Annotated in this window: 12 protein-coding genes and 2 pseudogenes; all 14 read right to left on the bottom strand. The window is 61.7% G+C overall.

The annotated features are described in order from the left end of the window. Window positions 1-5,759: hemagglutinin repeat-containing protein (locus F0169_RS28440; protein ID WP_152746855.1), on the bottom strand; the 5,759-nt coding region annotated here is incomplete at its 3' end. After that, window positions 5,705-7,264: a hypothetical protein gene (locus tag F0169_RS28435; RefSeq protein ID WP_425274298.1), complete on the bottom strand. Its 1,560-nt coding sequence runs from the start codon at window positions 7,262-7,264 to the stop codon at window positions 5,705-5,707. The genes F0169_RS28435 and F0169_RS28440, both read right to left, overlap by 55 nt. 38 nt (window positions 7,265-7,302) lie before the next feature. Continuing rightward, window positions 7,303-9,717, bottom strand: coding sequence for a two-partner secretion domain-containing protein (locus tag F0169_RS28430; RefSeq protein WP_425274297.1), 2,415 nt, complete (start codon window positions 9,715-9,717; stop codon window positions 7,303-7,305). Between the two features lie 30 nt (window positions 9,718-9,747). Further along, on the bottom strand, window positions 9,748-11,469 hold the full coding sequence (locus tag F0169_RS14055; protein WP_152746854.1) for a ShlB/FhaC/HecB family hemolysin secretion/activation protein: 1,722 nt from the start codon (window positions 11,467-11,469) through the stop codon (window positions 9,748-9,750). A 403-nt stretch (window positions 11,470-11,872) separates the two neighbouring features. Continuing rightward, a pseudogene (locus F0169_RS28425) lies at window positions 11,873-11,980 on the bottom strand (poly-beta-1,6-N-acetyl-D-glucosamine biosynthesis protein PgaD); the annotation flags it as partial. Between the two features lie 100 nt (window positions 11,981-12,080). Next, a complete protein-coding gene (locus tag F0169_RS14050) occupies window positions 12,081-13,577 on the bottom strand; it encodes a YdgA family protein (RefSeq protein WP_152746853.1) in 1,497 nt (498 codons plus the stop codon). A gap of 147 nt (window positions 13,578-13,724) precedes the next feature. Beyond that, a pseudogene (locus F0169_RS27410) lies at window positions 13,725-13,937 on the bottom strand (NADH:ubiquinone oxidoreductase subunit N); the annotation flags it as partial. Window positions 13,938-13,992: 55 nt separating this feature from the next. Next, a complete protein-coding gene (locus tag F0169_RS14045) occupies window positions 13,993-15,441 on the bottom strand; it encodes an efflux transporter outer membrane subunit (RefSeq protein WP_122250137.1) in 1,449 nt (482 codons plus the stop codon). Next, window positions 15,438-16,328, bottom strand: a complete 891-nt coding sequence (locus tag F0169_RS14040; RefSeq protein ID WP_122250138.1) for an efflux RND transporter periplasmic adaptor subunit — start codon at window positions 16,326-16,328, stop codon at window positions 15,438-15,440. The genes F0169_RS14045 and F0169_RS14040 overlap by 4 nt, the downstream gene beginning before the upstream one ends. Further along, window positions 16,325-16,534 carry a DUF1656 domain-containing protein gene (locus tag F0169_RS14035; protein ID WP_012721577.1) on the bottom strand — a complete coding sequence of 70 codons (210 nt, stop codon included), beginning with the start codon at window positions 16,532-16,534 and terminating at the stop codon, window positions 16,325-16,327. Before F0169_RS14035 ends, F0169_RS14040 begins: the two co-directional genes overlap by 4 nt. Beyond that, window positions 16,531-18,609, bottom strand: coding sequence for an FUSC family protein (locus F0169_RS14030; RefSeq protein ID WP_122250139.1), 2,079 nt, complete (start codon window positions 18,607-18,609; stop codon window positions 16,531-16,533). The genes F0169_RS14035 and F0169_RS14030 overlap by 4 nt, the downstream gene beginning before the upstream one ends. Then, window positions 18,606-19,025, bottom strand: coding sequence for a MarR family winged helix-turn-helix transcriptional regulator (locus F0169_RS14025; protein WP_058413009.1), 420 nt, complete (start codon window positions 19,023-19,025; stop codon window positions 18,606-18,608). Before F0169_RS14025 ends, F0169_RS14030 begins: the two co-directional genes overlap by 4 nt. 200 nt (window positions 19,026-19,225) lie before the next feature. Beyond that, a complete protein-coding gene (locus F0169_RS14020) occupies window positions 19,226-19,492 on the bottom strand; it encodes a hypothetical protein (RefSeq protein WP_058413008.1) in 267 nt (88 codons plus the stop codon). A 607-nt stretch (window positions 19,493-20,099) separates the two neighbouring features. Next, window positions 20,100-21,704 (bottom strand): glycosyltransferase family 39 protein, encoded by a 1,605-nt coding sequence (locus F0169_RS14015; RefSeq protein WP_172979439.1) that lies wholly within the window; start codon window positions 21,702-21,704, stop codon window positions 20,100-20,102. Between the last annotated feature and the right edge of the window lie 192 nt (window positions 21,705-21,896).

Below are 21,896 nucleotides of genomic sequence, written 5' to 3'. Positions count from 1 at the left end.
TCTTCAAACTGTGCCTGCAATTTATCAATGCGGTCGATGTACGTCTGTTTGACCGAATCCCAAACGCCGCCGCTCTCAACCACGGCCTTGAGGGCCGCGTACGTTTCCCTAAGGTTGCCAGCGGTGTGCACGATGCTATCAACGGCGTCATTCAGCCCCAACACAGCGCCAGCGGCAGTACCTGCTGTAAAACTGGCGTCTTGCGCGATGTCGATCGCCATCCACTTGGTCGCAGTTCCTGTCCGGCAAACCGTGCCCTCGCAGCCGGCCATTTCCGCGTCACGCTGAGCTTTCTGCGCCTTGCTCAGGTAGTTGTTCTGAACAGCATTGCTACCCGCTTGCGCGCCCGTCACTGCGCCGCTCAGGTCACCACCTGCAATCCCTCCAGCCAGCCCGGCAGCCAAACCGGACAGTGCTGAAACCGTCTCTTTTTGCTTCTGCGTCAGATCATCCGCCGCTATACCCGGATAAAGTTGATGGGCGATTAACTCGCCCGTCGCAGCCCCGGCGCCGCCTGCCAGCGCCGAGTTACCCTGTACCTGCGCAACCACCGCACCCAATACGGCATGCGCCATGGTGTTGAGTGCGAGGTTGTCTCCAGTAGTTTTCTTGATGACTTGCGCCAGGTACGGCGCCGATGCGCCCGCAATGGCTGAACCGATGTCGCCCCCAACCAGCCCCTGCAATGCCGCTGTCACGGCCTGAGCTACGCGCGGGTAGTTACCGCCGACGCCGTAGTCAACCATGACTTTTTTGTACGCAGCGCTGGCAGCGATCTGTTCACTCGTTGGCTTATCAACGCCTTGAGCGGCCAGTTCTTTGCGGCCCGCCTCCTGGGCGTTGAGCTCTCCTTGCGTGTGCACAATATCGACGGTTTGAGTACCAATATCCGCAATCAACTGCACCTGCCGCAGACGTTTCTGCTCTTTCTCCTTATCGAAAATCGGGCTGATGGCGCCGTTGGCGTGTTCAACATCGTGGCTCAGCGTCGCCACATCCTGCTGCTGTTTGGCAGGGTCGCGGAGGTCGAGGGTTCCATTGGAGATCGCCGACGAGGTGGTGCCGCTGTCACTGTCGCCGTGATTGGAGGCGATCAAGGTGCCACTCGGCATATTGCTGATGAAACCTTCAGCGCCATCGCTGCCACTGCTGGCGCTGGCGCTCTGCAACTGGCTTGTGTAGTCAGCCTTGTTCTTTAAAACGCTCCAGCCAAGGGTGTTGGTGCTCAGGCGGTTTTTGTCCGGCGTTGCGGTGCTGGCGATCACGCTGCCATCAAGTTGCGTGTGGTTGCCCACATCAATTTGGTAGCCGCCCTTACCGCCAAATAATCCGGTCTGCTCCTGCACACTTTGGTATTTGGAGTCGATCTTGCTTTTGCTGATGCTCAGATTTGCACTGCCACCGCTGCCGATGATGGCAAAACTGACGCCGCCGCTGACATCGGTCTGCTTGGACTTGTAGTTATCGGTGTCTTGCAGACTTTGCAGCGTGAGGTCGCGACCCACAGAGGCAGTAATGTTGTCTGCACTGACCTGCGCACCTTTGAGGGCCGTGTCGCGCCCGCTGATCAGGCTGACGTGTTTGCCTGCGTCCAGGGTTGTTTCTGTCCAGGTGGTGCCGGTGCCCTTTTCGTTACCGGTTCCCTTGTTCGCATTGGCGAAGACGCTCAGGCCACTCTCTTGCGAACCTACGCCCACACTGATGCCTACGGCACCGCCGCTGCTGCTGTTCTTGCCGTCGAGCTTTTGATTGTTAGCCGCAGCTTCCAGGCGAATATCACGCTCTGCCGCCAACTGCATCTCGTTGCCGGCTTGCAGCTTGCTGCCTTGAACACGGATGTCACCCGCAGCACCGGGCGTACCATTGCCGTCCGCGACGATGGTGATGTTGTTGCCCGCCGTCAGGCTGCTGCCCTGGCTGAGTGTCTGCTCCTGGGTTTGTTTGGAGTCGGACTTTTGCGAACCCAGCGAGAGGCTGATACCCACAAATTGGCTGGCGTTGCCGCTGTTCATGCCGCCGTTCTGTTGCGCCGCTTGCCAGGCCTGCACGCCGGTCAAGCCCGCCTTCACACCTTGTAGCGCCGAGAGGCGGCTGTCGTCCTCGTTCTTGGCTTGCTTGGCGGTCTGGTAAGCGGAATCCACTGCGCTGCCCACGGTGCCGGACAACGCCAGGGTCAAGCCACTGGATTTGCTCTTGGAGGTTTGCTCGCTGCGGTTGTTGTTCTCGGAAGCCAGGAGGCTGACATTTTGCCCAACCAGGCTGATGTCCTTACCGGCAACAACGTCGGAACCCCGAAGGGTCAGGTCGTTGCCGGCCTGGACGTTCACGCTGCCAACCACACTGCCGATGTTACTGGCGCGGGTGGTTTCGGTAGTGCTGGTGGAGGTGTTCTTGTTGCTGCTCGAACCCAGGGTGACGCCGATGCCGCCAGTGCTCAGCAGTCCCGATTTTTTGACCGAAGACGAATGGCTTTGCTCGACGGTTTCTGTCGCCCCGTCGATCAGCACATTGCGCCCGGCAATCAGGCTGGTGGCGTTGGTGGACACGACGTCGCTGGCGCGGGTACCAATGTCACGGCCGGCACGCACGACCACGGTGTCGGCGCTGATGGAGGAGCCTTGCTGGGTGACTGAGTTGCTGCTGTCGATGCGCGTCTTCTGGCTGCTGGAGAGCAACCCGCTGCTGGTTTTGGTTTTACGGTAATAGCTGTAGTCGGTGTTTTGTGCGGCGTTCAGCGCCAGGTCATTGCCTGCGTACAGGTAGGCTTCCTTGCCCGCACTCGCGCGGCTGGCACTGACGACGAGGTCGTTGCCTGCACTCAGGGAAAGGTTGTCACCGGCCACTAACGATGTGCCCGCTTGCTGCACATGGTCTTCCTGACTGGTGACCTTTTTGGAGTTAAACGCCGCATGCTGTTCATTCGCCGCCGACGCCAAGACCACATTGCCCTTGGCCGCCATCGCCAAATCACGCGTTGCATTCAACTGGCTGCCAATCGCACTGATGTCCCGCGCAGCCACAATTTGAAAGTCACGCCCTGCCTCCACAACCGTGCCGTACTGCGCCACGCTGCTGCTGCGTGCGTAGGTGCTGACGGTATTGGCATTGCGCTGTTCAGCGGTGGCCAGGTTCACGTCACGCCCAGCTTGTATCTGCGTGTCGGCGCCGCTTTTAAGCGCGCCGCCGCCGCTGTTGACGTCGCGGCCGGCTTGCACGGTCAGGTTGTTGGCGGCTTCGATGCGCGCCGCGTTGTCGACGAAGTCGGTGCGTTCGGTGCGGTAGCCGCTGCTGCTCTGGTGACTGATGACGCTGCGCTCGTTGAGCACGTCGCCATTCACCGCGCCTACGTTGACGTCGCGCCCGGCGATGATGCCGCCGGCGCGGTTGGTCAGGCTGTTGCCGGCGAGCAGATCAAGGCGGTTGCCCGCTTGGGTGAGGCCGCTGTTGACCATGTTGCGCCCAGCGCTGGCAGCGAGGTTATTGGTGGCGCGCAAGGTGCCGACGTTGTTCAGATCAGCCCCGGACACCAGGCTTAAGTCGCTGCCGGTGATCAGTGCACCGTTGGGCGCCAGGCGGTTGTTGGCCTGGGCCAGGTAGAGCACGGGCACCAGCACTTGCTGGCCGGCGACGGTTGCGTTTTCCATCCACACGATGTCGTGGGTCAGCGCCGCCACTTGTTCGGCGGTGAGGCTCACGCCTACCGACAGGTTGAGTGCCTGTTGGCTGCCGAGGGCGTTGTCCATCAGGTACTTGAACATCGCCGTATCGCTGGTCTGCCCATCGATGAAGCGCTGGCCGGTGCGAGCAATCACGGCCTGCTGGATCAGGCGTTGTTCATAGAGGCCGTCGCCGAGGCGTTTCTGTGCCTGGTCCGGGTCAAAACCCAGCTTGGACAGAATGTAATCAGAACTCAAAAACTGGCTGAGGTTGGTCAGCGCCGGGTTGGTTTCGATCAGGTACTTTTGCGGGTTGGAGACGAACTGGCTGTCGGGCAGGCCTTGCACGCGGTTGATCACCACGCCATCGGCCGAAGTGCCGCTACCCGGCACGACCGGGCCGGTAGCCGCAGTGCGGTCGACGGTGCCGCCGCCCAACGTCCACGGTTGAGGGCCGGTGCTGGCAGGCGCGCTGGCGCTTTCACCACTGAGGCGGAACAGACCACCCTGCCCGCTCGGCAACGCAAAACCCGGCAAGCTCAGCGGGTTGATCTGCTGTTGGGCCAAGTCAGGCGGCAGTTGCTGATTGAGGGTCACGAGGGTCGAGTAACCGGCGGCGCCACTGGCACCGGTGGCCGCGGTCGCGGTTTTCGCACCCGCGCCAATGTAGTGGTAACCCAGGCGTACAACGCTGTTGTCGATACCGGCTTGCGCCTTGACGTCGACCGCGCCAGCGGCCTGAATCACCGCGGCGTAGCGTTGGTCATCGCTGGCGATTTTGGTGACTTTGCCGAATTGGGTTTTCTCGCTCTCCATCAAACCGATGAAGTTGGCGACGGCCGCTTGCAGGCCGCCGAGGTCATTGGGCGTGTAATCCGGGCTTTTGTACCAATACTTATCGGTCAGTGCGCTAGCGGCGCTGAACCAGCCATCCGGGTGCTTGGTGCGCTCGGAAGTAAACAGCCGATAGGTTTCGGTTTCGCCGGTTTCGATGCCGGTGTTAACCAGGCTGTTCAGGCGTGCGGTGAAGTTGCCACCGGCAGCAATAGAGCTGCTGCTGTTGAGCAAATCGCCGCCAGTCAGCGTCATGTTGCCGCCCGAGGTGATGCTGGAGCCCGCGCTGGCGGCCAATACTTCCAGCTTGTCGCGGGTCACCAGTTCCCATACGTAGTTGCGCGGCGTGCCGCCGGCTCTGCAGTCACCGGCGTTAACCGACTCGATGCAGGTGCCTTCAGTGGCGGAGGCGGTGTAGACGCCCGCGTTATTCACGGTCAGCACCGCACGTTCATTTTTGATCGAGCCCGCGGCGAGGCTCAGGTCGCCGTCACTTTGCAGACTCGACGAGCTGTTGATAATGCTGTCGGCCAAGCCGCCCTTGCCGTCGCGATCGACGCTCAGGTTGCCCATGCTGTAGACGTCGCCGTAGCTGTTGTTCAACGACGCCACACGCAGGCTCATGTCGGCGCCGCTGAAGATCAGGCCGTGGTCGTTGAGCAACGCGCCGGTGGTGGCGGTCAGTGTTTGCCCGCTGCCCAAGGTGGCGTAGTTGTTGAGCGTGCCGGCGTTGATCAGCAAGTCGGTGGCCGAGGTCAGGCGGCCGCGGTTGTTCAGCACGCCGCTGATGGTTGCGCTTGTCACGCCACCACCGGCGATGCTGGCGGTGTCGCTCAAGCTCGCTTGGGCAGCCGTAAGGTTCAATTTGCCCAGGCTGCTGATGCGCCCGCTGCTGTTCAGCGCGCCGCTCAAGGTCAGGTCGAGGTCGCCGTCGCTGGCGATCAGGCCGTTGGTGGTCCAGTTGCCGCCGCTGCCGATAAAGCGCCGCGCGCCGAGCAGTTGCCCGGTCGCGGTCTGGTCGAGGGTGTTGACGTTGACCGTCAGTTGCCCGGCCTGGATGACGCTGCTGTTAGTCCAGTTGTCCTGGCTGATGGTCAGGTCACCCCGCGTGACCAGGCTGCCGCCCACGTCGTTGAGGTTGGCGGGGGCTATGCCGAAGTTGCCGGTGCCGACGTGCAGCACGCTGCCGCCAAGGTTCTGCAAGCTGCCGGCAGTCAGGAGCAGGTCGTTGTTGGCGGTTTCGAGCACGCCGTTGCGGTTGTCGAACACGCCACCGATGGCGAATTCGGTCGTACCACCGGCGCCCAGCGCACGCAGCGCCCGGTTTGGTTGTCGAGGCTGGCCGCGTGCACCTTGAGCGTGGATTCGCTTTCCACAATGCCCAAGCGGTTGTTCAGTGCACCGCTCAGGTCGAGATCGATCTGCTGGGCAGCTATCTGGCCATCGTTATCGCCACTGTTATCGAAGTCGTGCCCGACCACGCGCATCAGGCCTTTGGCATAGAGCCCGCCGTTGCGGTTATCGAAATTGCCGGTGGTGACCAGGCCGTTGCCGCCCTGCGCGGAAATGCGCCCGCCGTAGTTGTCCACGGTGCCGGCTTGCAGGTCCAGGGTTTGCCCCTGCATCACGCCGCCCTGGCGATTGTTGTTGAGGTCGTAACCGTTGCGCAGCACGCCGACGACTCGGGTCTGCAGCAAGGCTTTGAGGCTGGCGAGGGTGCCGCCCCGATTGTCGAGGCTGGCGGCGCTGACGTTCAGGTCGCCCGCCTGGGCGATCAGCTTGCCACTTTGGTTGTCGACGGCGTCGGCCACGTTCAGGGCCAGGCCCGTTTGGCTTTGCACTGCGCCTGCGCTGTTGTCCAGCCGGTTGGCAGTGAGCGTGAGGTCCGCGTTCTGGCTGTAGATCAAGCCATCGCTGCCGTTCTGCACCAGGCCACTGGCGGTGATGCTCAGGCGGTCATTGGCGGCCAGTGTGCCGCGGTTGCGGTTATCCAGGCCGCCGGTCAATAAGGTCAGCAAACCCTGGCTGGCGAGTTGGCCACCCTGGTTGTTGACCTGCGCCGCACGGCTGATCAGCAGCGGGCCACCGCTGGCCAATTTGCCGTTGGTGTTGGTCAGGGTGGCAAGCAGGTCCAGACGCGTGTCGGTGCCGCCAGTGATACTGCCCGCGGTGTTATCCAGGTTCTGCGCGTTCAGTGTGAGCGCCGTACCGCTGTCGATCACGCCGCCTTGGGCGTTGTTCAGCAAACCGGCGACGGTGAGCGTCTGGCCGGTGGCGCTGGAAAGCACGCCGTTGGCGCTGTTGTCCAACTGGGCGGCGTTAACGGTCAGCGCTTTCTGGCTGACCAGTGCGCCCGCACCGCTGTTGAGCAGGCTGGCGGTCAGCGTGGCATTCAGGTCGCCATAGCGGCTCGACAGCGTGCCGTTGTTGCGGTTGTCCAGGTTGGCGCCGCTGACGCTCAGGCCTTGCCAGCCAGACATCAGGCCGTTCTGGTTGATCAGGTTTTCGGCAGTGAGTACCAGCTGGTTATTGCTGATCAACTTGCCGCCGCTGTTGTCCAGCGTGCGCCCGCTGAGGTTCACGGTTTGCGCGCTGGAGAGTTCGCCGCCCTGGTTGCTCAGGTCGCGCAAGTGGCTGATGGTCAGGTTGCCTGCGCTGGTGATCAGGCCACCGGCGTTATACAGGTCGCCCGTGGCGTTGCCGAAGTCCAGGGCAATCGCACTGCCCAGCAGTGAGCCGTTCTGGTTGTGCAACTCGGCGCTGTTAAGCGTCAAGGTGGTGCCTGCGTTGAGCAGGCCCTGATCGCGATTGGTCAGGCGGCCATCAACGTTGAGCAGCGTGTCGCCACGGCTGGTGACGGTGCGCCGCTGTTGTCCAGGCTGGCCGCGTGGGCGTCCAGCGAGGCGGCGGCGATCATGCCTTTGACGTTGGCCAGGGCCTGGCCGATGCGCAGGGTCAGCGCGGTGTTGCTGAGCAATTTGCCGTTGCTGTTGTCCAGGTTGTCTGCAGCCAACGTGAACGCCTGGCTGCTGGAAATCTCGCCGCCCTGGTTATTCACGTCCTTCAGATTGTTGAGCACCAACAGCGGCGCGTTAATCAGCCCGCCCTGGTTATTGAACTGGCCACGATTGAGTGCCAGGGTCAGGCTGTCGGCGCTGGTGATCTGGCCGCCCTGCTGGTTGTTCAGGTCTGCGGTGGTGAGGTTCGCGGTTTGTCGCGCGCTCAGGGTACCTTGCTGGCTGTTGTCGAGACTCGCGCTGTTCAGGTTCAAGGCGCCGTCGGTCACCAGGCGCCCACCCTGATTGTCCAGGGCGCCGCGCGTGCTGATGGTCAGCGCGCCAGCGCTTGAAACGGTGCCCCCGCGGTTGGCCAACGTGCCCGCCGTCACGCTCAGTAGCCCTTCGCTGCTGATCAGCCCTTGGTTGCGGTTGAGCAACTGATCCGCCGTCAGGTTCAAGCCGCTGCCGGCAATCACCAGCCCGCCGTCGCTGTTATCCAATTGCGTAGCGCTGACCTGCACGCCCGCCCGGCTCGACAGCTCGCCGTTGCGGTTGTCGATGTTGGCCACGTTCACCTGCACACCGCTAGTACCCGCGATCAGGCCTTTCTGGCGGTTGTCCAGATTATTCCCGGCGAGGGCGACATTGCCCTGGCTGGTGAGCACCCCGTTCTGATTATTCAAGGCGCCGATGTTCAGGCTCAACGCTTTGCCGGCCGTGACCAGGCCCGCGACGTTATCCAGGGTATTCACTGTCAGTGCCGCAGTGTCCAGGCTCGACACTTCGCCGCCCTGGTTATGCAAGTCGCCCACGGCGGCGGTCAGCGCGCCATTGCTGGTGACCAACCCACCTTGCGTGTTCAGTAGGGTGTCAGCCGTGACACTCAGGCTGTCGTTGCTGAGAATGCGCCCCTTGTTCTGGTTGTCGACGGTCGCAGCGGTCATCTGTGTGCGCTGTTTCGCGCTCAAGGTGCCGCCCTGATTGTTCAAGGCGGTGGCATCCACGGCCACTGTACGGCTTGCGATAACGCTGGCGCCGGTGTTGTTGACGGTGTTGGCGCGCAGGCTCACATCGCCGGCGGCGTTGCGGGTGTTATCGGTGTTGACGCCGGCTTCGATAATGTCGCCGTTGGTCAGCGTGCCACCGCTGGACAGCGCAATGCGGTCACGTGCGGCGAGGCTTTTGCGGTTAGTCAGGTCGCCTTGGGTGTGCACGTCCAACGCGGTGCCCGCGTACACAGGGCCTTGCGCGTCGAGGCTGGCGGCTTTGACGTTGATTGCGCCGCTGGCCGCCGCCTGCGCCATGCTCAAATGCCCATTCGCATCAAGCTGAATATCCCCGCCACTGGCCGCCAGCGTGCCGTCGAGCTTCACGCCCACACCGGCCTCCGTGCCGACCAGTTTGATCGCGCCGGCGTACATGCCGCCCAGCGCCGACGAGTCAATCGACAGCTCGGGTTTGGCACTGCCGTCGTCGGCGCGCGGGGTGGCGGCCAGGGTGTTGGCGTCGACGTCGTTGCGACCGGCGATTACCGCCAGTTGGCGGGCGTTGATTTGCGCGTTGATCTTGGCTGAGCGAGTGATGATTTCGAAGCGGTCGACGTTGCTCGCGTTGAGGCCTTCGCCGTCGATGGTCACGGCGCCGCCGTCGACCTGGTAGCGCTGCAACTGGCCGCTGGCGTCGAGTACCGGTTTGCCGGTGGTCAGGGTGACGTTGGGGGTGTTGATGAAACCGCAGCCGCTGCAGGTGACGCCGTACGGGTTGGCGACGATGACTTTGGCCGACTGGCCGGCCACTTCGGTGTAGCCGCGCAATTGGCTGGGGCTGCCGCCGTTGACTTCGTTAAGGATGACGCTGGCGGCGCCGCCTTTGAGGTTGGGGTTGCCGACAATGTTGCCGCCCAACTGGGTGTTTTGTATCGCGCCGGTGGCGTTGTTGAGAATCACGCCGTTGGGGCCGACGTTGTAGTCCTTGAATTGGTTGTGCGACAAGCCGCTGCCATTCGGGGTGGCGATGTTCACCACGGGCACGCCGTTGCCGGCCTGGCCGACGGTGGTGCCGGGCGCGCTGACCGCAATGCCGTCGGCCTGCGCGAGCAGCGGCTGCCAGAACAGCGCGTTGGCCAGGATCAGCACCAGGCCGCGCTTGGGCAGGCCAAAGAACGAGTCCCGCGGCTTCAACGCAGCAGAAGGTTGGCGGGCCAGGAAGGCAAAGTGGCGAACATCCATTGTCGAACTCTCGATGTAACGGGGCGTTGATTACAGGAAGAAATCCATACGGAAGTAGATCGGCGCTTCGCGCTCGCTCATCACTGCCGGGCGTTCCAAAGAATGTGCAAAGGTCACGCTGGTGCTCACGTATTTGCCACGGGCGAACAGCTCCAGCGAGTTGCTCGACACCCGGCCGTGCACGTCGCCGTTGTAGCGGCCGTTGCTGATCACGCCTTGGTCGTAACCGACGCTGGCGCCGTATTCGACGAACGCCGGGCGCATCCAGTCCAGGGTCACCGGGCGCGCCCAGCGCACCTCGTTGCGCCAGTAGCCGCCGCTGTCGCCGGTCAGTTCCTGGTCCTTGAAACCACGCACCGAGGCCGAGCCGCCGAGGCTGATGCGCTGCGGGCTGAACAGAATGTCTTCACTGCGCTGGCCGGTGGCCAAGCTGGAAAAACTTAACGCCTCGCCCAACAGGCTGAACGGTTGCAGGTAGCTGACGGTGGCCGTGTATTTGCGGTAGCGCGCGCTGGGCTGGCGGTTGCCGTCAGCATCGCGCTCGTGTTCAGACTGGGCGTCGAACGCGCCAATGCCGTTTTGCATGCCCAGGTCGAGGTTGACGAAGGCGGTGCCGATGCGACGGCCGTGGTTGACGCCTAATTGCAGCTCGCTCAGGCGGTTGCTGCTGGTCTGAAGCTGTTCGTCATTGATGTAGTTGTTAGTGCGCAGGTGCGCCACGCCGACGTTGAGCGAGGTTTTGCTGACGTCGTCGCGGTGGATCACGCGTTCGGCGCGCAACTGGTGGTTTTCATTGTCGCCCGACTGCTTGAACTTGAAGGTGTCGGCGTAACCCGGCGCGCGGTAATCGCTCTCGCTGTAGGTGTAACTGAAATTCCACCAACCCCATGGCACGTTGTAGTAGAGCATGCTGTTTTTCGAGGTTTTTTGATGGTCGCTGACAGCATCGTGGCCGCCGCGCAGCACTAATTGGTCGGCCAGGCCGAGCGGGCTGTCCCACTCAAGGCCTGCGCCCCATTGCTGTTCGCCGGTGCTTTTTTGCCCGTCGTTATTACGCGACAGGCTGGCGCGCCAAGGCTTTTGCGGGGTGTTTTTGACCACCACGTCGCTGCCGCCGATCTGGCTGCCGGGGGTCAGCTCCATTTGCGCCTGCTTGGACGGCAAACGGTTCAACTGGTCCACCAGTTGTTCCACTTCGCGCAGGTTCAGCGCCTCGCCGACCTTGCCGGGGAAGGCCATGGCCAGTTCACGGTCGGTCACCGTGCTGCCTTCGGCGCCTCTCAAGGCTTCAAGTTTGCCCTCCACCACCAGCACGTGCAGGTGGCCGGTGGAGAGGTCTTGTTGCGGCAAGTAGGCGCGGCTGGTGACGCGGCCTTTGGCGATGTAGTAATCGGTGATGTTCTTGAGCAGTTCATTCAGCTGCGAGACGCCCAGGCATTGGCCGATGTAGGGCTTGAGCAAGCGCTCGCGGTCGGTGGCCGGCAGGCTGTCGGCGCCTTGCAGTTGCACGTCTTTGATCGGGAAGCAGCGTGTGTCGGCAGGCGTGGCCGGGGCTTGAGGCTTGGCCTCTTTGCCGGGCAGGTCCTTGAGTTCTTCAAGGCGGCGCTGCTGTTCTTCGAGCAAGCGGTTTTGCCGGTCGCGGATCAGGTCCTGATCACCCGGTGTGGGGGCCGCTGCGGCAGTGTTCAGGCTCAAGCAGGCGAGCGTGAGCGTGCACAGCGCAGTCCGAATCCGTGGCAATAACGAAGGCATATCCGATCCATCGAAAATCAAGGGCTGGCAAATTAACACCCAACTTGGGCAGATCCAAGAAGTTGGACTAGCTGCCTATTCGTCGACGTTAAATCTGCAAGTTATTGATTAATAAGAATAATAAAATTATAAAAAAGTGTGACAGCTTGTTACAGAGGATTTTATTCCGACAAGCGGCCGCTGTTTTGATAACGATTCGACAAAGGGCGCCTGGGTGCCAGTATTTAGCCACCAAGTTCGCGTCGTGAGGGTTAGTGCCGGGGAGTTCACAAAAGTTCGCGGGTGTTTTGTGAAGTGGATCGCATTTATCGACTTTGCCGTGTTGGGTCGTGGCGAGTGGGTTGTAGAGGCCTCTCAGCGCGCTCGCCACAATAGCCCGCTGGCCCTATGGAAACGGGGGCCTTTAGCCAAGCCCGCCGGGGCGCTCAACGTCGCGGGAAACCTGTGACTTCACCCGCTCCACGCCGCCCTCCTCATCGTTGTGAATCAACAGCACGCCGGGTTTGCGAAACGGCTCAGAATTACCGGCTCACAAAAACGAAAGGGGAGCGGCCGCTGCCTCAGGCAACCCCACTCCCCCACGCTTTATTGCTTGCTTGATGCAGGAAACGTTACTGCGCGCCGCTCACAGCACCCAACTTGGCCGTCATCAGGCTAATGAATTGCTCAACGGTCATTTTTTGGCCGTTGAAGGTCACTTCATTGTTGGCGTAATGCAGCTTGGACACTACATCCGTGCCCACCAGCGTCGCCAGCTGAGTGCCGACCGCCATGCCGCTGACCATCTCGGCGGCCATCTGCGATTGCTGCTCGATGGCTTTAGGGTCAGTCACGCCACCCGCCTGCGCTTGCAAGGCAGCCACGTCACCGATCATTGGCTTGGACAGGGTCAGGTTGGCGTCCAGCAGCGCGATGGCCTGCTTGCCCAATTCAACCGGTGGCAGTTCCAGCGATGCCGGTTTGGTCAGGTCGACAACCAGGTTGAATTTGCTTTCGCCATGGGTGGTTTTCAGCGAGAGGTTTTCCACCGCCAGTTGCGGCTTGGCAGCCAGCACTTGGTTGACGTTGGTCTCGGCCAGGGTTTGCTCGGCTTCAGTCAGTTGCAACTCAGGCATCGGTTGGTTATTAGCGGAAGCTGCTTGCACCGGCTGCATCTTGTCCTGGTACAGCTTGGTCAGTGCCAGCATGCCCGGAATATCGATGTTCTTCATGCTCACGGCCATGGCCGCCGAACCAACAGGTTTGCCCTGATAACCGATCTCGTCGATCTTGTAGTCAACGCGGCCTGCCAGGTTGTTGCCCTTGGCCTCGCTGCTGTCTTTTTGCTCGAAGCCCTTGAGCGTCAGCACGGTTTTCTGCGGGCCGAAGGTGACTTTGGTGTCGGTCAGCTCAATGGTGTTTTGCCCGGTGTAGAAACCGAACGTGGATTTTTCCAGGTTGCTGGCCACGGTCAGGCCGGACAGCTCGGCTTCGAACGGCTCGCCTTTGGCGTCGATCAACGCGACTTTAAGGCTGTTCATGTAGCCGCTGGCCTTGACCTTCTGGCCTTCGGCGCTGCTGTCGACGTCGAGGTTGGCGCCGGAGAAGCTCACCGAGGACTTGTCGTCCTTGATTTCCAGGGGCAGCAATTCGACATTGCCATTCACCGAGCGGTTATAGCCGATGTTCGCCACGCCTTTGACCGGCGATACGTCTTTGCTGGCGGCGAACCATTTTTCGGTGGTGGGGTTTTTTTCCATCTCGTAATGACTGGTGGCCATGACCGGCAACCACTTCAGCGACACCAGGCGCGAGAATGGCAGCGGGCCGTGTTCAATGTGGTCAACGAACAGCAGCTCCGGGTTCGGGTTGGCGTCGCCGAATACACTGCCCTGCCCTTTGAGGCGGTAGTGCGCGGTACTGCTGAACAGGCCACGGTCCAGCGACACCAGCTCCAGGTTCAAGCTGCCATCGGTGCCGGCCATGGACGTTTGCAGTTCCTTGTTGGCGTTCTGGATCGCGGTTTGCAGCACCGGCTCCAGTTGCTTGCCGGTGTACCAGGCGCCGCCTGCACTGACGACGCCGACGGCGACAACGAAACCCAAAAGAACGACTGCTGGCTTATTCATGAAGTGACCTGATCAAATCCTGTGAGAAGTGGGCTGTCTTCCTTGAACCCCGAAAGGGTTGGCTCAAGCCCGCCGAAAACGGGGGAAGATTAGCACTGGCGGCCGAGAACGGCGCAGCTTTTCAGAGGGGTCAGCCTGGCAGTTGGTTCACGGGTACCGCGTTTTGATCTCATCCAGCGGGTGGTCAAAACGCTTCAAACGCACCGTCCAGGTGTACACCAACACCTCAAACTCACGGTGTGTAACGGCATTATTCGAGGTCATGGCCTCCAGATCGCAGACGTCCAATGGAAAACGCTCTTGGCCCATGGCAGTGGCCACGCCAGACAATTCCCACGCACTATTCAGCCAATGCCTACCGGACCGCCTGACTAAAACATCAAGGCGGACCGACTTTTGCAGCATCGCTATTGGCTCAGGGTTTGCCGGGCGGTGACGCTTGCGCTCGTGCGCTTTCCCAACCGCCGCCCAACGCCAGGAACAGATTGATCTGGCTCATGGCAACTTGAGTGTTCGCCGCCGCCAGTTGCGCGCGCACGTCGGTGTAGGTGCGCGTGGCTTGCAGGTCGGCGAGGAATGAGGCGCGGCCGGCCTGGAAGAAACGGTGCGTCTGTTGCGCGGCTTCTTGGGCGGACTTGCCGGCATCGGCCAGTGCATCCCGGCGCTGCAACTGCGCGGTGTACTGCGCCAGGCCGGTCTGGGTCTCGCGGATGGCGTTGAGCACCACCCCGTCAAAATGCGCCAGCGCGCCTTGGGTCGCGGCTTCGGCTTCGTGAATACGTGCACGCGCACCGTTGGTTGGCACCGTCCAACTGATCAGCGGGCCAAAGCCCCAGCGATTGGTCGCCGGCGTGCCCAAGTCATCAAGCAAGCCAACCGTGCCCACGGTGGCGCCGATACTGATGTCTGGGTACAACGCGCCGGTGGCCACGCCGATACGCGCGGTGGCGGCGGCCAGTTGGCGCTCGGCCTGGCGTACATCGGGGCGGCGCTTGAGCAAGGTGGCGCCGTCGCCCACCGGCAATAACTGGGCAATGTGCGGCAGCTCGGCGCAGCTGTCGGTGCCTGGCGGCAGTTGGTCCAGCGGCGTGGCCAACAGCATCGACAGGCGGAATAACCCGGCCTGGCGTGCCGCTTGGTAGCGCGGCATGTCGGCGCGCAAGGATTTGTATTGAGTTTGCGAGCGGGTCACCTGGGTTTCGTCACCGCGCCCGGCGTCACGCAGGCGCTGGGTCAACTGGGTGCTCTGCGCTTGCAGGCCGAGGGACTCGTTGGCAATCGCCAGTTCTTCGTTGGCCGCGCAGACTTGGGTGTAGGAACGCACCACATCGGCTACCAGCGTGATGCGTGCCGTATCGGCGGCGGCTTGGGCTGCGTCCGCACTGGCGTGGGCGCTTTCGATACCGCGCTGCAAGGTGCCGAACAAGTCGAACTGGTAGGACGTGCTGATGCTGGCGGCACCGATGTTGCCCACCGGGACTTTTTCCGTGAGCAAATAGGCTTCGCCGGACTCTTGCAGGCGCTGGGCTTCAGCCTTGGCACCCACGCTCCAACCGCCCGCAGATTCCGCCTGTTGGGTCTGGAAGCGCGCGCGTTGCAGGTTGGCGGCGGCCACCCGCAGGTCGGTGTTCGACGCCATGGCCTGGCGCACCAGCGCATCCAGGCGCGGGTCGTTGTAGAGCTTCCACCAGTCGGCCGGCACCGGCGCCGACACCACGTTGTTACCCTCGCCCGCGAGCTGCCCTTGCAGGTCGTCACGGTTGATTGCGGCGTTTTCCGGCAACTTATAATCCGGGCCAACCGCTTGGCAGGCCGACAGCAGCACACCCAAGCTGACCGTTGCCAGCAACGCCGCGGGTTTCATGGTTTTTCTCCGTCTGTAGCCGTGTCGGCAATGATCGACACGGTGGCCGTGCGCCCGGCGATCATGCGAAAGTTCGCCGGCACCTCATCAAAGGCGATGCGCACCGGAATCCGCTGGGCCAGGCGCACCCAGCTGAACGCCGGGTTGACGTTGGGCAACAGGTTAGAACCGCTGCTGCGGTCGCGGTCTTCGATACCGGCGACGATGCTCTGCACATGGCCGCGCAGGCGAGCGTTGTCGCCGATCACGCGAATATCCACCGCCATGCCGACGTGAATCCCGTCCAGCTTGGTTTCTTCGAAATAGCCGTCGATGTGGAAGGAGTTGCTGTCCACCACCGACAGCACCGGGCGCCCGGCCGTCACGAATTCCTGGGCACGCGGCGCGCGGTCGTTGACGTAGCCGTCCACGGGGCTGCGGATCACCGAGCGGTCGAGGTTAAGTTGGGCGGCGTCCACCGTCACTTGCGCCTCGGCCAACGCAGATTGAGCGCGGGCCACGCGCGATTGGCTTTCTTCCAGTTGCTCGCTCGGCACCAAATTGCCCAGGCCACGGTTACGCTTGTACTCACGAGTGGCCTGGGCCAGGGTTTCCTGGCGGTCAGCCACGGCGGCCTGCGCTTGGCGCAGGGCCAGCTTGAAGCGGTCCTGGTCAACCGCAAACAGTACTTGGCCCTTGGCGACGAGCTGGTTGTCGCGCACGTCGACTTGCTGGATCAGCCCGGACACGTCCGGGGCGATCTGCACGATGTCGGCACGGATGTGCCCGTCACGGGTCCAGGGCGCAAACATGTAGTACATGACCATGCGCCACACAACAACGACCGCAAACGTCACGATCAACAGCGTCAGGACGACACGGCCGATGGTCAAAAAAGGTTTTTTCATGTCATGAGGTATCGACTGAGTGAGTCCACCGCGCCCAACAACAGCGCGTAGAGCCCCACATTGAACAATGCCCGGTGCCAGACCAGGCGATAGAAGTGGACGCGGGTCAACAGCCCGTGCACCACCAGAAACAGCACATACGTAATGCCCATCAGCACCAGCAACGTGGGCAGGAACACCCCGCTGATGTCCAGGTCACCGATCATAAAGGCGCTCCATCAGGCAGCGGCGCTTCCATTTCGGTGCCGCCAATAAATTCCACGCCCGGCAGCAGCGACAGGCGTAAACCCGCGAGTGCGTGCAACAGATGCAGGCGGCTGTCGTCTTCGTTTTGCAGGCCTTGGCCGTTGAGGGCGCGACGCGTGCGGTCGAGGGTCATCAGCAGACCGCTGGGCGCAGGCAAGCGTTCACCCGCTTTGAGGCAGGCCTTGAAGTAGCCGCCAACGCCCTCGACCACTTGGTTGAGCAATACGCGTGGCACGCCGTGGATGCGTGGCGAGTAGGCGAGCAGATCAAGCAGGTTCAGCGCCACACGCAAATCGCGCAGGGCGATGCCAGTGTCCTGGCCGATGATTGCCAGGCGCGGCAAGTGCTGCATCAAGCGGTCGAGCATTTGCGCGGCCATATGCCGGTGTTCGGCCAGGGTCGCAGGTTCGGTGAGGCTGACAATGTCGCGCCAGCTAAAACGGGTCAGGCGCTTGGCCGCCAGCTCAGCGCCGAAAGGCCGCGCCACCAGCGTCCACACAAACGCAAACAGCAAGCCCACCGGCCCGGCCAGGTTGACGTTGGCGAAGTTCAGGAAGTCTGCGTCATAGGCGCCCTGGATGCTGATGAACGACGAGGTGTTCACCAGCGTCAGCAACATGCCCAAGTAGAAACGCGGCTGCACGGTGAGCGTGCCGATGCAGATAAACGGCACGGCGAACGCCAGCACCAGCATGGGGAAATCATGCAGGTTGGGCAGCACCAAAAACAGATACAGGCTGGCGAACAACACCGACATGGCGGTCCAGAAAAAGAACCGGTAGATCTGCGGCGCCGGGTCGTCCATCGAGGCAAAAAAGCTGCACGCCACGGCGGCCAGAATCACCGCGCTGCCGCCATCGGTCCAGCCCAGCAGAATCCACAATACCGAGGCGACGATGATCGCGGTGACGGTGGAAAACGCCGAATAGAACATCAGGCCACGGTCGAGGAACGGCGTCAGCCGGCCGAGGCGCCAGTGGCGGTAAACCGCGCGCCAGGTGTCTTGGCTTTCGCATTGCAGCGCGGCCTGCAGGCTGCGGCAGTCTTGCCACAGGTCGATCCATTCACCCAGCCGATACAGGGCGTTGGAGAACAGCAGTGTGTGGCGGTCGTTCAGCGCTTCGCCGGCCGGTTGCAGCGCGTCGACTTGGTCACGCAGCACGCGCCAGCGTTCCAGCGGTGCGCTTTCGGTGGTGCTTGCAAGCCATTGCTCAGCCGCTTGCAACAGCGGTGCAAGGCGGTCGAGAAACTCCGGCGCACGATGCTCGACGGCGTACACCGCATCGTCGAGCGCATCGATCACCGGCATCAGGTGAATCATCCGCCCGCGCAGCTCTTTGGTGTTGCGCACCGTTTGCGGCCGCGCGCCTTCGTGCGGCAACTGGCCGATCATCAATTCCAGGGTATTAAAGGTCGCCACCATGGCGCCGCGCAGGTTACTCACCTCTTCCGGCTGCACGTTGCGGGTCAAAAAGCGCTGGCTGTAAACCTGCGCATCGGCGAACCACTTGGCCACCGAACCATCGAACACCGGCATCAGCCGACGCGGCCAGAACATCGCGCCTACCACCGCCGCTACCGCGATGCCGAGGAAGATTTCTTCGGTACGCGCCTCGGCCACATCCCACACTGCCAGCGGGTTATCCACCACCGGCAAGGCGATCAGCGGCAAGGTGTAACCGGCGAGCATCAAGGCGTAGTTATTCGCCGTGCGCAGGTGCATCGACAGGAACAGCAAAATGCCCGTCCACAGCGCAATCACCACCACCAGCACATAAGGCGCTTGCACAAACATCGGCACAAAAATCACCGCGGCCGCGGCCCCCATAAAAGTGCCGACGGCGCGGTACAGCGCCTTGGAGCTGGTAGGGCCGACAAACGGGCTGGAGACGATATACACCGTGGCCATCGCCCAGTACGGACGCGGCATTTGCATGAGCATGGCGATGTACAACGCGATCATCGACGCCGCGAACGTACGTACGCCGTAAAACCAGTCACGGGCAGGCGGGAAGCCGCTGAAAAATCCGTTCAAGACGCTGCAACCCCGGCCACTTCAAAGGCCCGCAGCACGCGCAGCGCCGCTTCGAGATCGCTGCGACCAATGTCCGACAGCACGTCCTGGCGCAGGCGCACCAGTTGCACTTCTACCGCTTGCACCAGCTCTCGGCCACGCGCGGTGAGGCTCAAGGCCTTGGCGCGACGGTCGTGGATGTCTTCGGTACGGCACACGTAGCCGCCGCTGCACAGTTGGTCGAGCAAGCGCACCAGCGACGGGCTTTCAATTCCCGATGCCTGGGCGACTTTTACTTGATGCACACCGTCGCCCAAGCGGCCGATCATCAATAACGGCACGGCGCAGGCTTCGGAAATACCGTAGCTCACCAGCGTGGTCTGGCAGATTTTGCGCCAATTACGGGCGCCCACCACCATGCTGCTGCTGAGGTTCATGTGGAGTTGTTCGAGGGTTTGAGGCACAAGACAGTTCGCATACAGTTAGTTTGCTAACTATCAATATGAGGGACCGACCCAAGTCAGTCAAGTTTCGAAACATATTCGCTGATCGGTGGCGGGTTTCGACGCAGGCTGATAGGGCAGTGGTGGCGAGCAAGCCCGCTCGCCACAACGGGCCTGTTACCTTGGCGCTGGCGTCAGCTCTGCTGTTCGGCCTGCGCATCCAGGCGGCGCTGGATTTCGCCCATCATGTCCAGGCCATCTCGCAGCGAGACCAACGCCGCCGTCACCAAGTGCTGGCGGTTTTGTTCGTCGGTGGTTGAGGTGAGTGTGTCGAGCAGCTCAGTGCCGATACGCACGCGACTGCGGGCGGTTTCATGCAGCAAGTGCGAGGGGGCGAAGGTGTTGAAGGTCAGGACGGGAACGCTGGTCGGGTTAGATTTGAGTCGAGAAAATTGTTCCATTGGGTAGATAACCTTTGAGTTGGCTTCAATTAACCACCCGCCTGTCGCCAAACAGAATAGGTGGCAGCTGTACGCAGGTTGCGAACCGGTTATCTACCCAACCCGGCAGGCCCGAAGGCCTCCCGCGCACAGCCGCCATAGAACCACCCGCCGCAAAATACGGGCAGGTAGCATGGTGCGCTGAAGCGCTGGGTAGATATGCGGATCGCCAAATCCGATCGCCGATGTGCGGCGACGGCGAACTATAGGTGGGATGGTTGAGGCTGTGCAACCGCTACTGCGTTAGCTGAGCGCCTTCCCCGCTTCGACCTCAATAAACTCAAACACCTCCTCCGGCACACTGTACTGAAACTGCTGCGGGATTTCTCTTCGCTCGGGAGCAGGCGCAATCGCTTTCAAGCAGAGGCTTCGGTGAAGATGGGCATAACCAACCAAAGACATCGCGCAACCTCGGAAAAAGTTCACTCAGGCGATTAAACCCCAGATTTTTTCAACCATAACCAGATTTTTTCAAGTTATGGCTTTTTTCCCAAGTTTTTTACACCCCTCGCCCGGCTCGCAACGACATTGCATGAGCGGCTCCCGGGAAGTAACCCATCAACTGAGTTTAGCGGCAGCCCTCAGGTTGCGGTTGCGGCCCGTTGCACACGACGAACAACCGCGCCCTGGCACCGCCGCCATCTTGCCGGCTCAGCTCGCGCCAGCCCTCGGGCAGCGGCGCAAAATCGTCCGGCGCCTCAACGCTGCTGATCAGCCATACGCGGTGAGTATCGGCGGGCAATGCCGCCAGCCGGTCGAGGTAGATGCGCCCGCCGTCCTGGTCCACCAGCGTGCCAAAACCGTAGGCATTCGGGCGGGTGGGCGTACCGTCCGGTTTAGGCGGGGTGTAGAGCTGCAGTTGGGCGTCGGTCTGGTCGTAATACACGTAGCTGAGGTACCACATCATGTCGCTGAGGACGATGCGGTCGTCTTCCTGGTAATTGCGGTTGACGAACTCCACCGGCACGTTGAATTGGTCTTGCTCATCCACGCTGAAATTGTTTTTCAACCCCAGCAGTTCCACCCCGACGAACAGCACGAACAGCGCTGCTCCCAGCAGCGACAGGCGCGATGGCAGGCGGTCGATGGCCAGGGCCAGGAGGATCGGCAACCCGAACGCGTACACGGTGAGGTAACGCTCGATAAACACCGGGGACAGAAACGACACCGCGTACACCAGCAGCAGTGGCAGCAAAAAGAACAGCGCCAGCAAGCTGGCTGGCCGGTAACGCTCGCGGTCCCGCCAGGTGGTGACGCCCACGATGCTCACCAACAGTATCGGAAACAGCCAGAACAGCGGCTGCCAGAAGCCGATGCCTTCATCCTGCAGCACGAATTGCCAGACCATGGATGGCAGGGAAAACACGTTGACCGGCTCTTCCCAGCCAATATCGCCGCCTACTTTCAACTGTTCCACGTGTTGCACCAGGTCCAGCAGGTTCGGCAACCAAGGCAAGTACAGCAGCACAATCGTGACATTGGTCAGCCACCAGGCAGGGCGCAAAATCAAACGCTGGCCCGGCGCCCGGGATGTGCTCAACACCGCCAGGTAGGCCCAATGCACCAGCACGCAAAGCGCGGTGAAGTAATGCGTGTAAAAGCCTGCGGTCATCAGCAGCCCATACGCCACCAGGTAGCGCATGCGTTCGGGCTGCCGCACCCAATACACCAGCGCCAGCGTGGCGCCCAGCAGCCACACGCCGAGCAGTGAATACATGCGCACTTCCTGGCTGTAGCGCACCGCCGTGGGCAGCAGCGCCAGCAGAATCCCCGCCAGCACCGCCGCACGCCGAGTGGAAAGTTGCCGCGTCAGCCAGATACCCAAGCCTACGGCGACCACGCCAGGGATTGCGCTCATGCCGCGAATCGACAAGATGCTGTCGCCGAACAGCTCAATCCAGCCACGCAACATGAAAAAATACAGCGGCGGGTGCACATCGTGCGCCGCGTGAAACCACAGGTCGCCCGCCGCGTATTCACTCAATAGCAGGCTAGAGCCTTCGTCGCCCCAAATTGCCGACGCCGTGAGGTTGTAAAAACGCAGGGCCATGGCCAGTGCCAGGATCGGCACCCACCATAATTGGCTGATATAGCTGGCGCCTTCCCAAGAAAAGCGACTGAATGCGGGTAACTCCCCAAGCTTTTTGTTTTGCTCTACCACAGACCGATGCACCTCAATTCCCCTGCCATTACCTGAATCACCTGACGCAAACACCGCCACTCTAGGACAAAAGCCTGTTATTCGCTTCTGGAATCGGACAAAGCCTTGATCCTGCATTGGCCGCAAAAGTTCTACTTCCGACTGCTGGACCCGAGTGAATGGTTTGGTGGGGAATGGGGTGTTTTGCAGAATCGTTGACATACA

The organism is Pseudomonas kitaguniensis (genome assembly GCF_009296165.1).
In the GTDB taxonomy this organism is placed as follows: domain Bacteria; phylum Pseudomonadota; class Gammaproteobacteria; order Pseudomonadales; family Pseudomonadaceae; genus Aquipseudomonas; species Aquipseudomonas kitaguniensis.
This window is presented reverse-complemented; position numbering and strand designations above follow the sequence as displayed.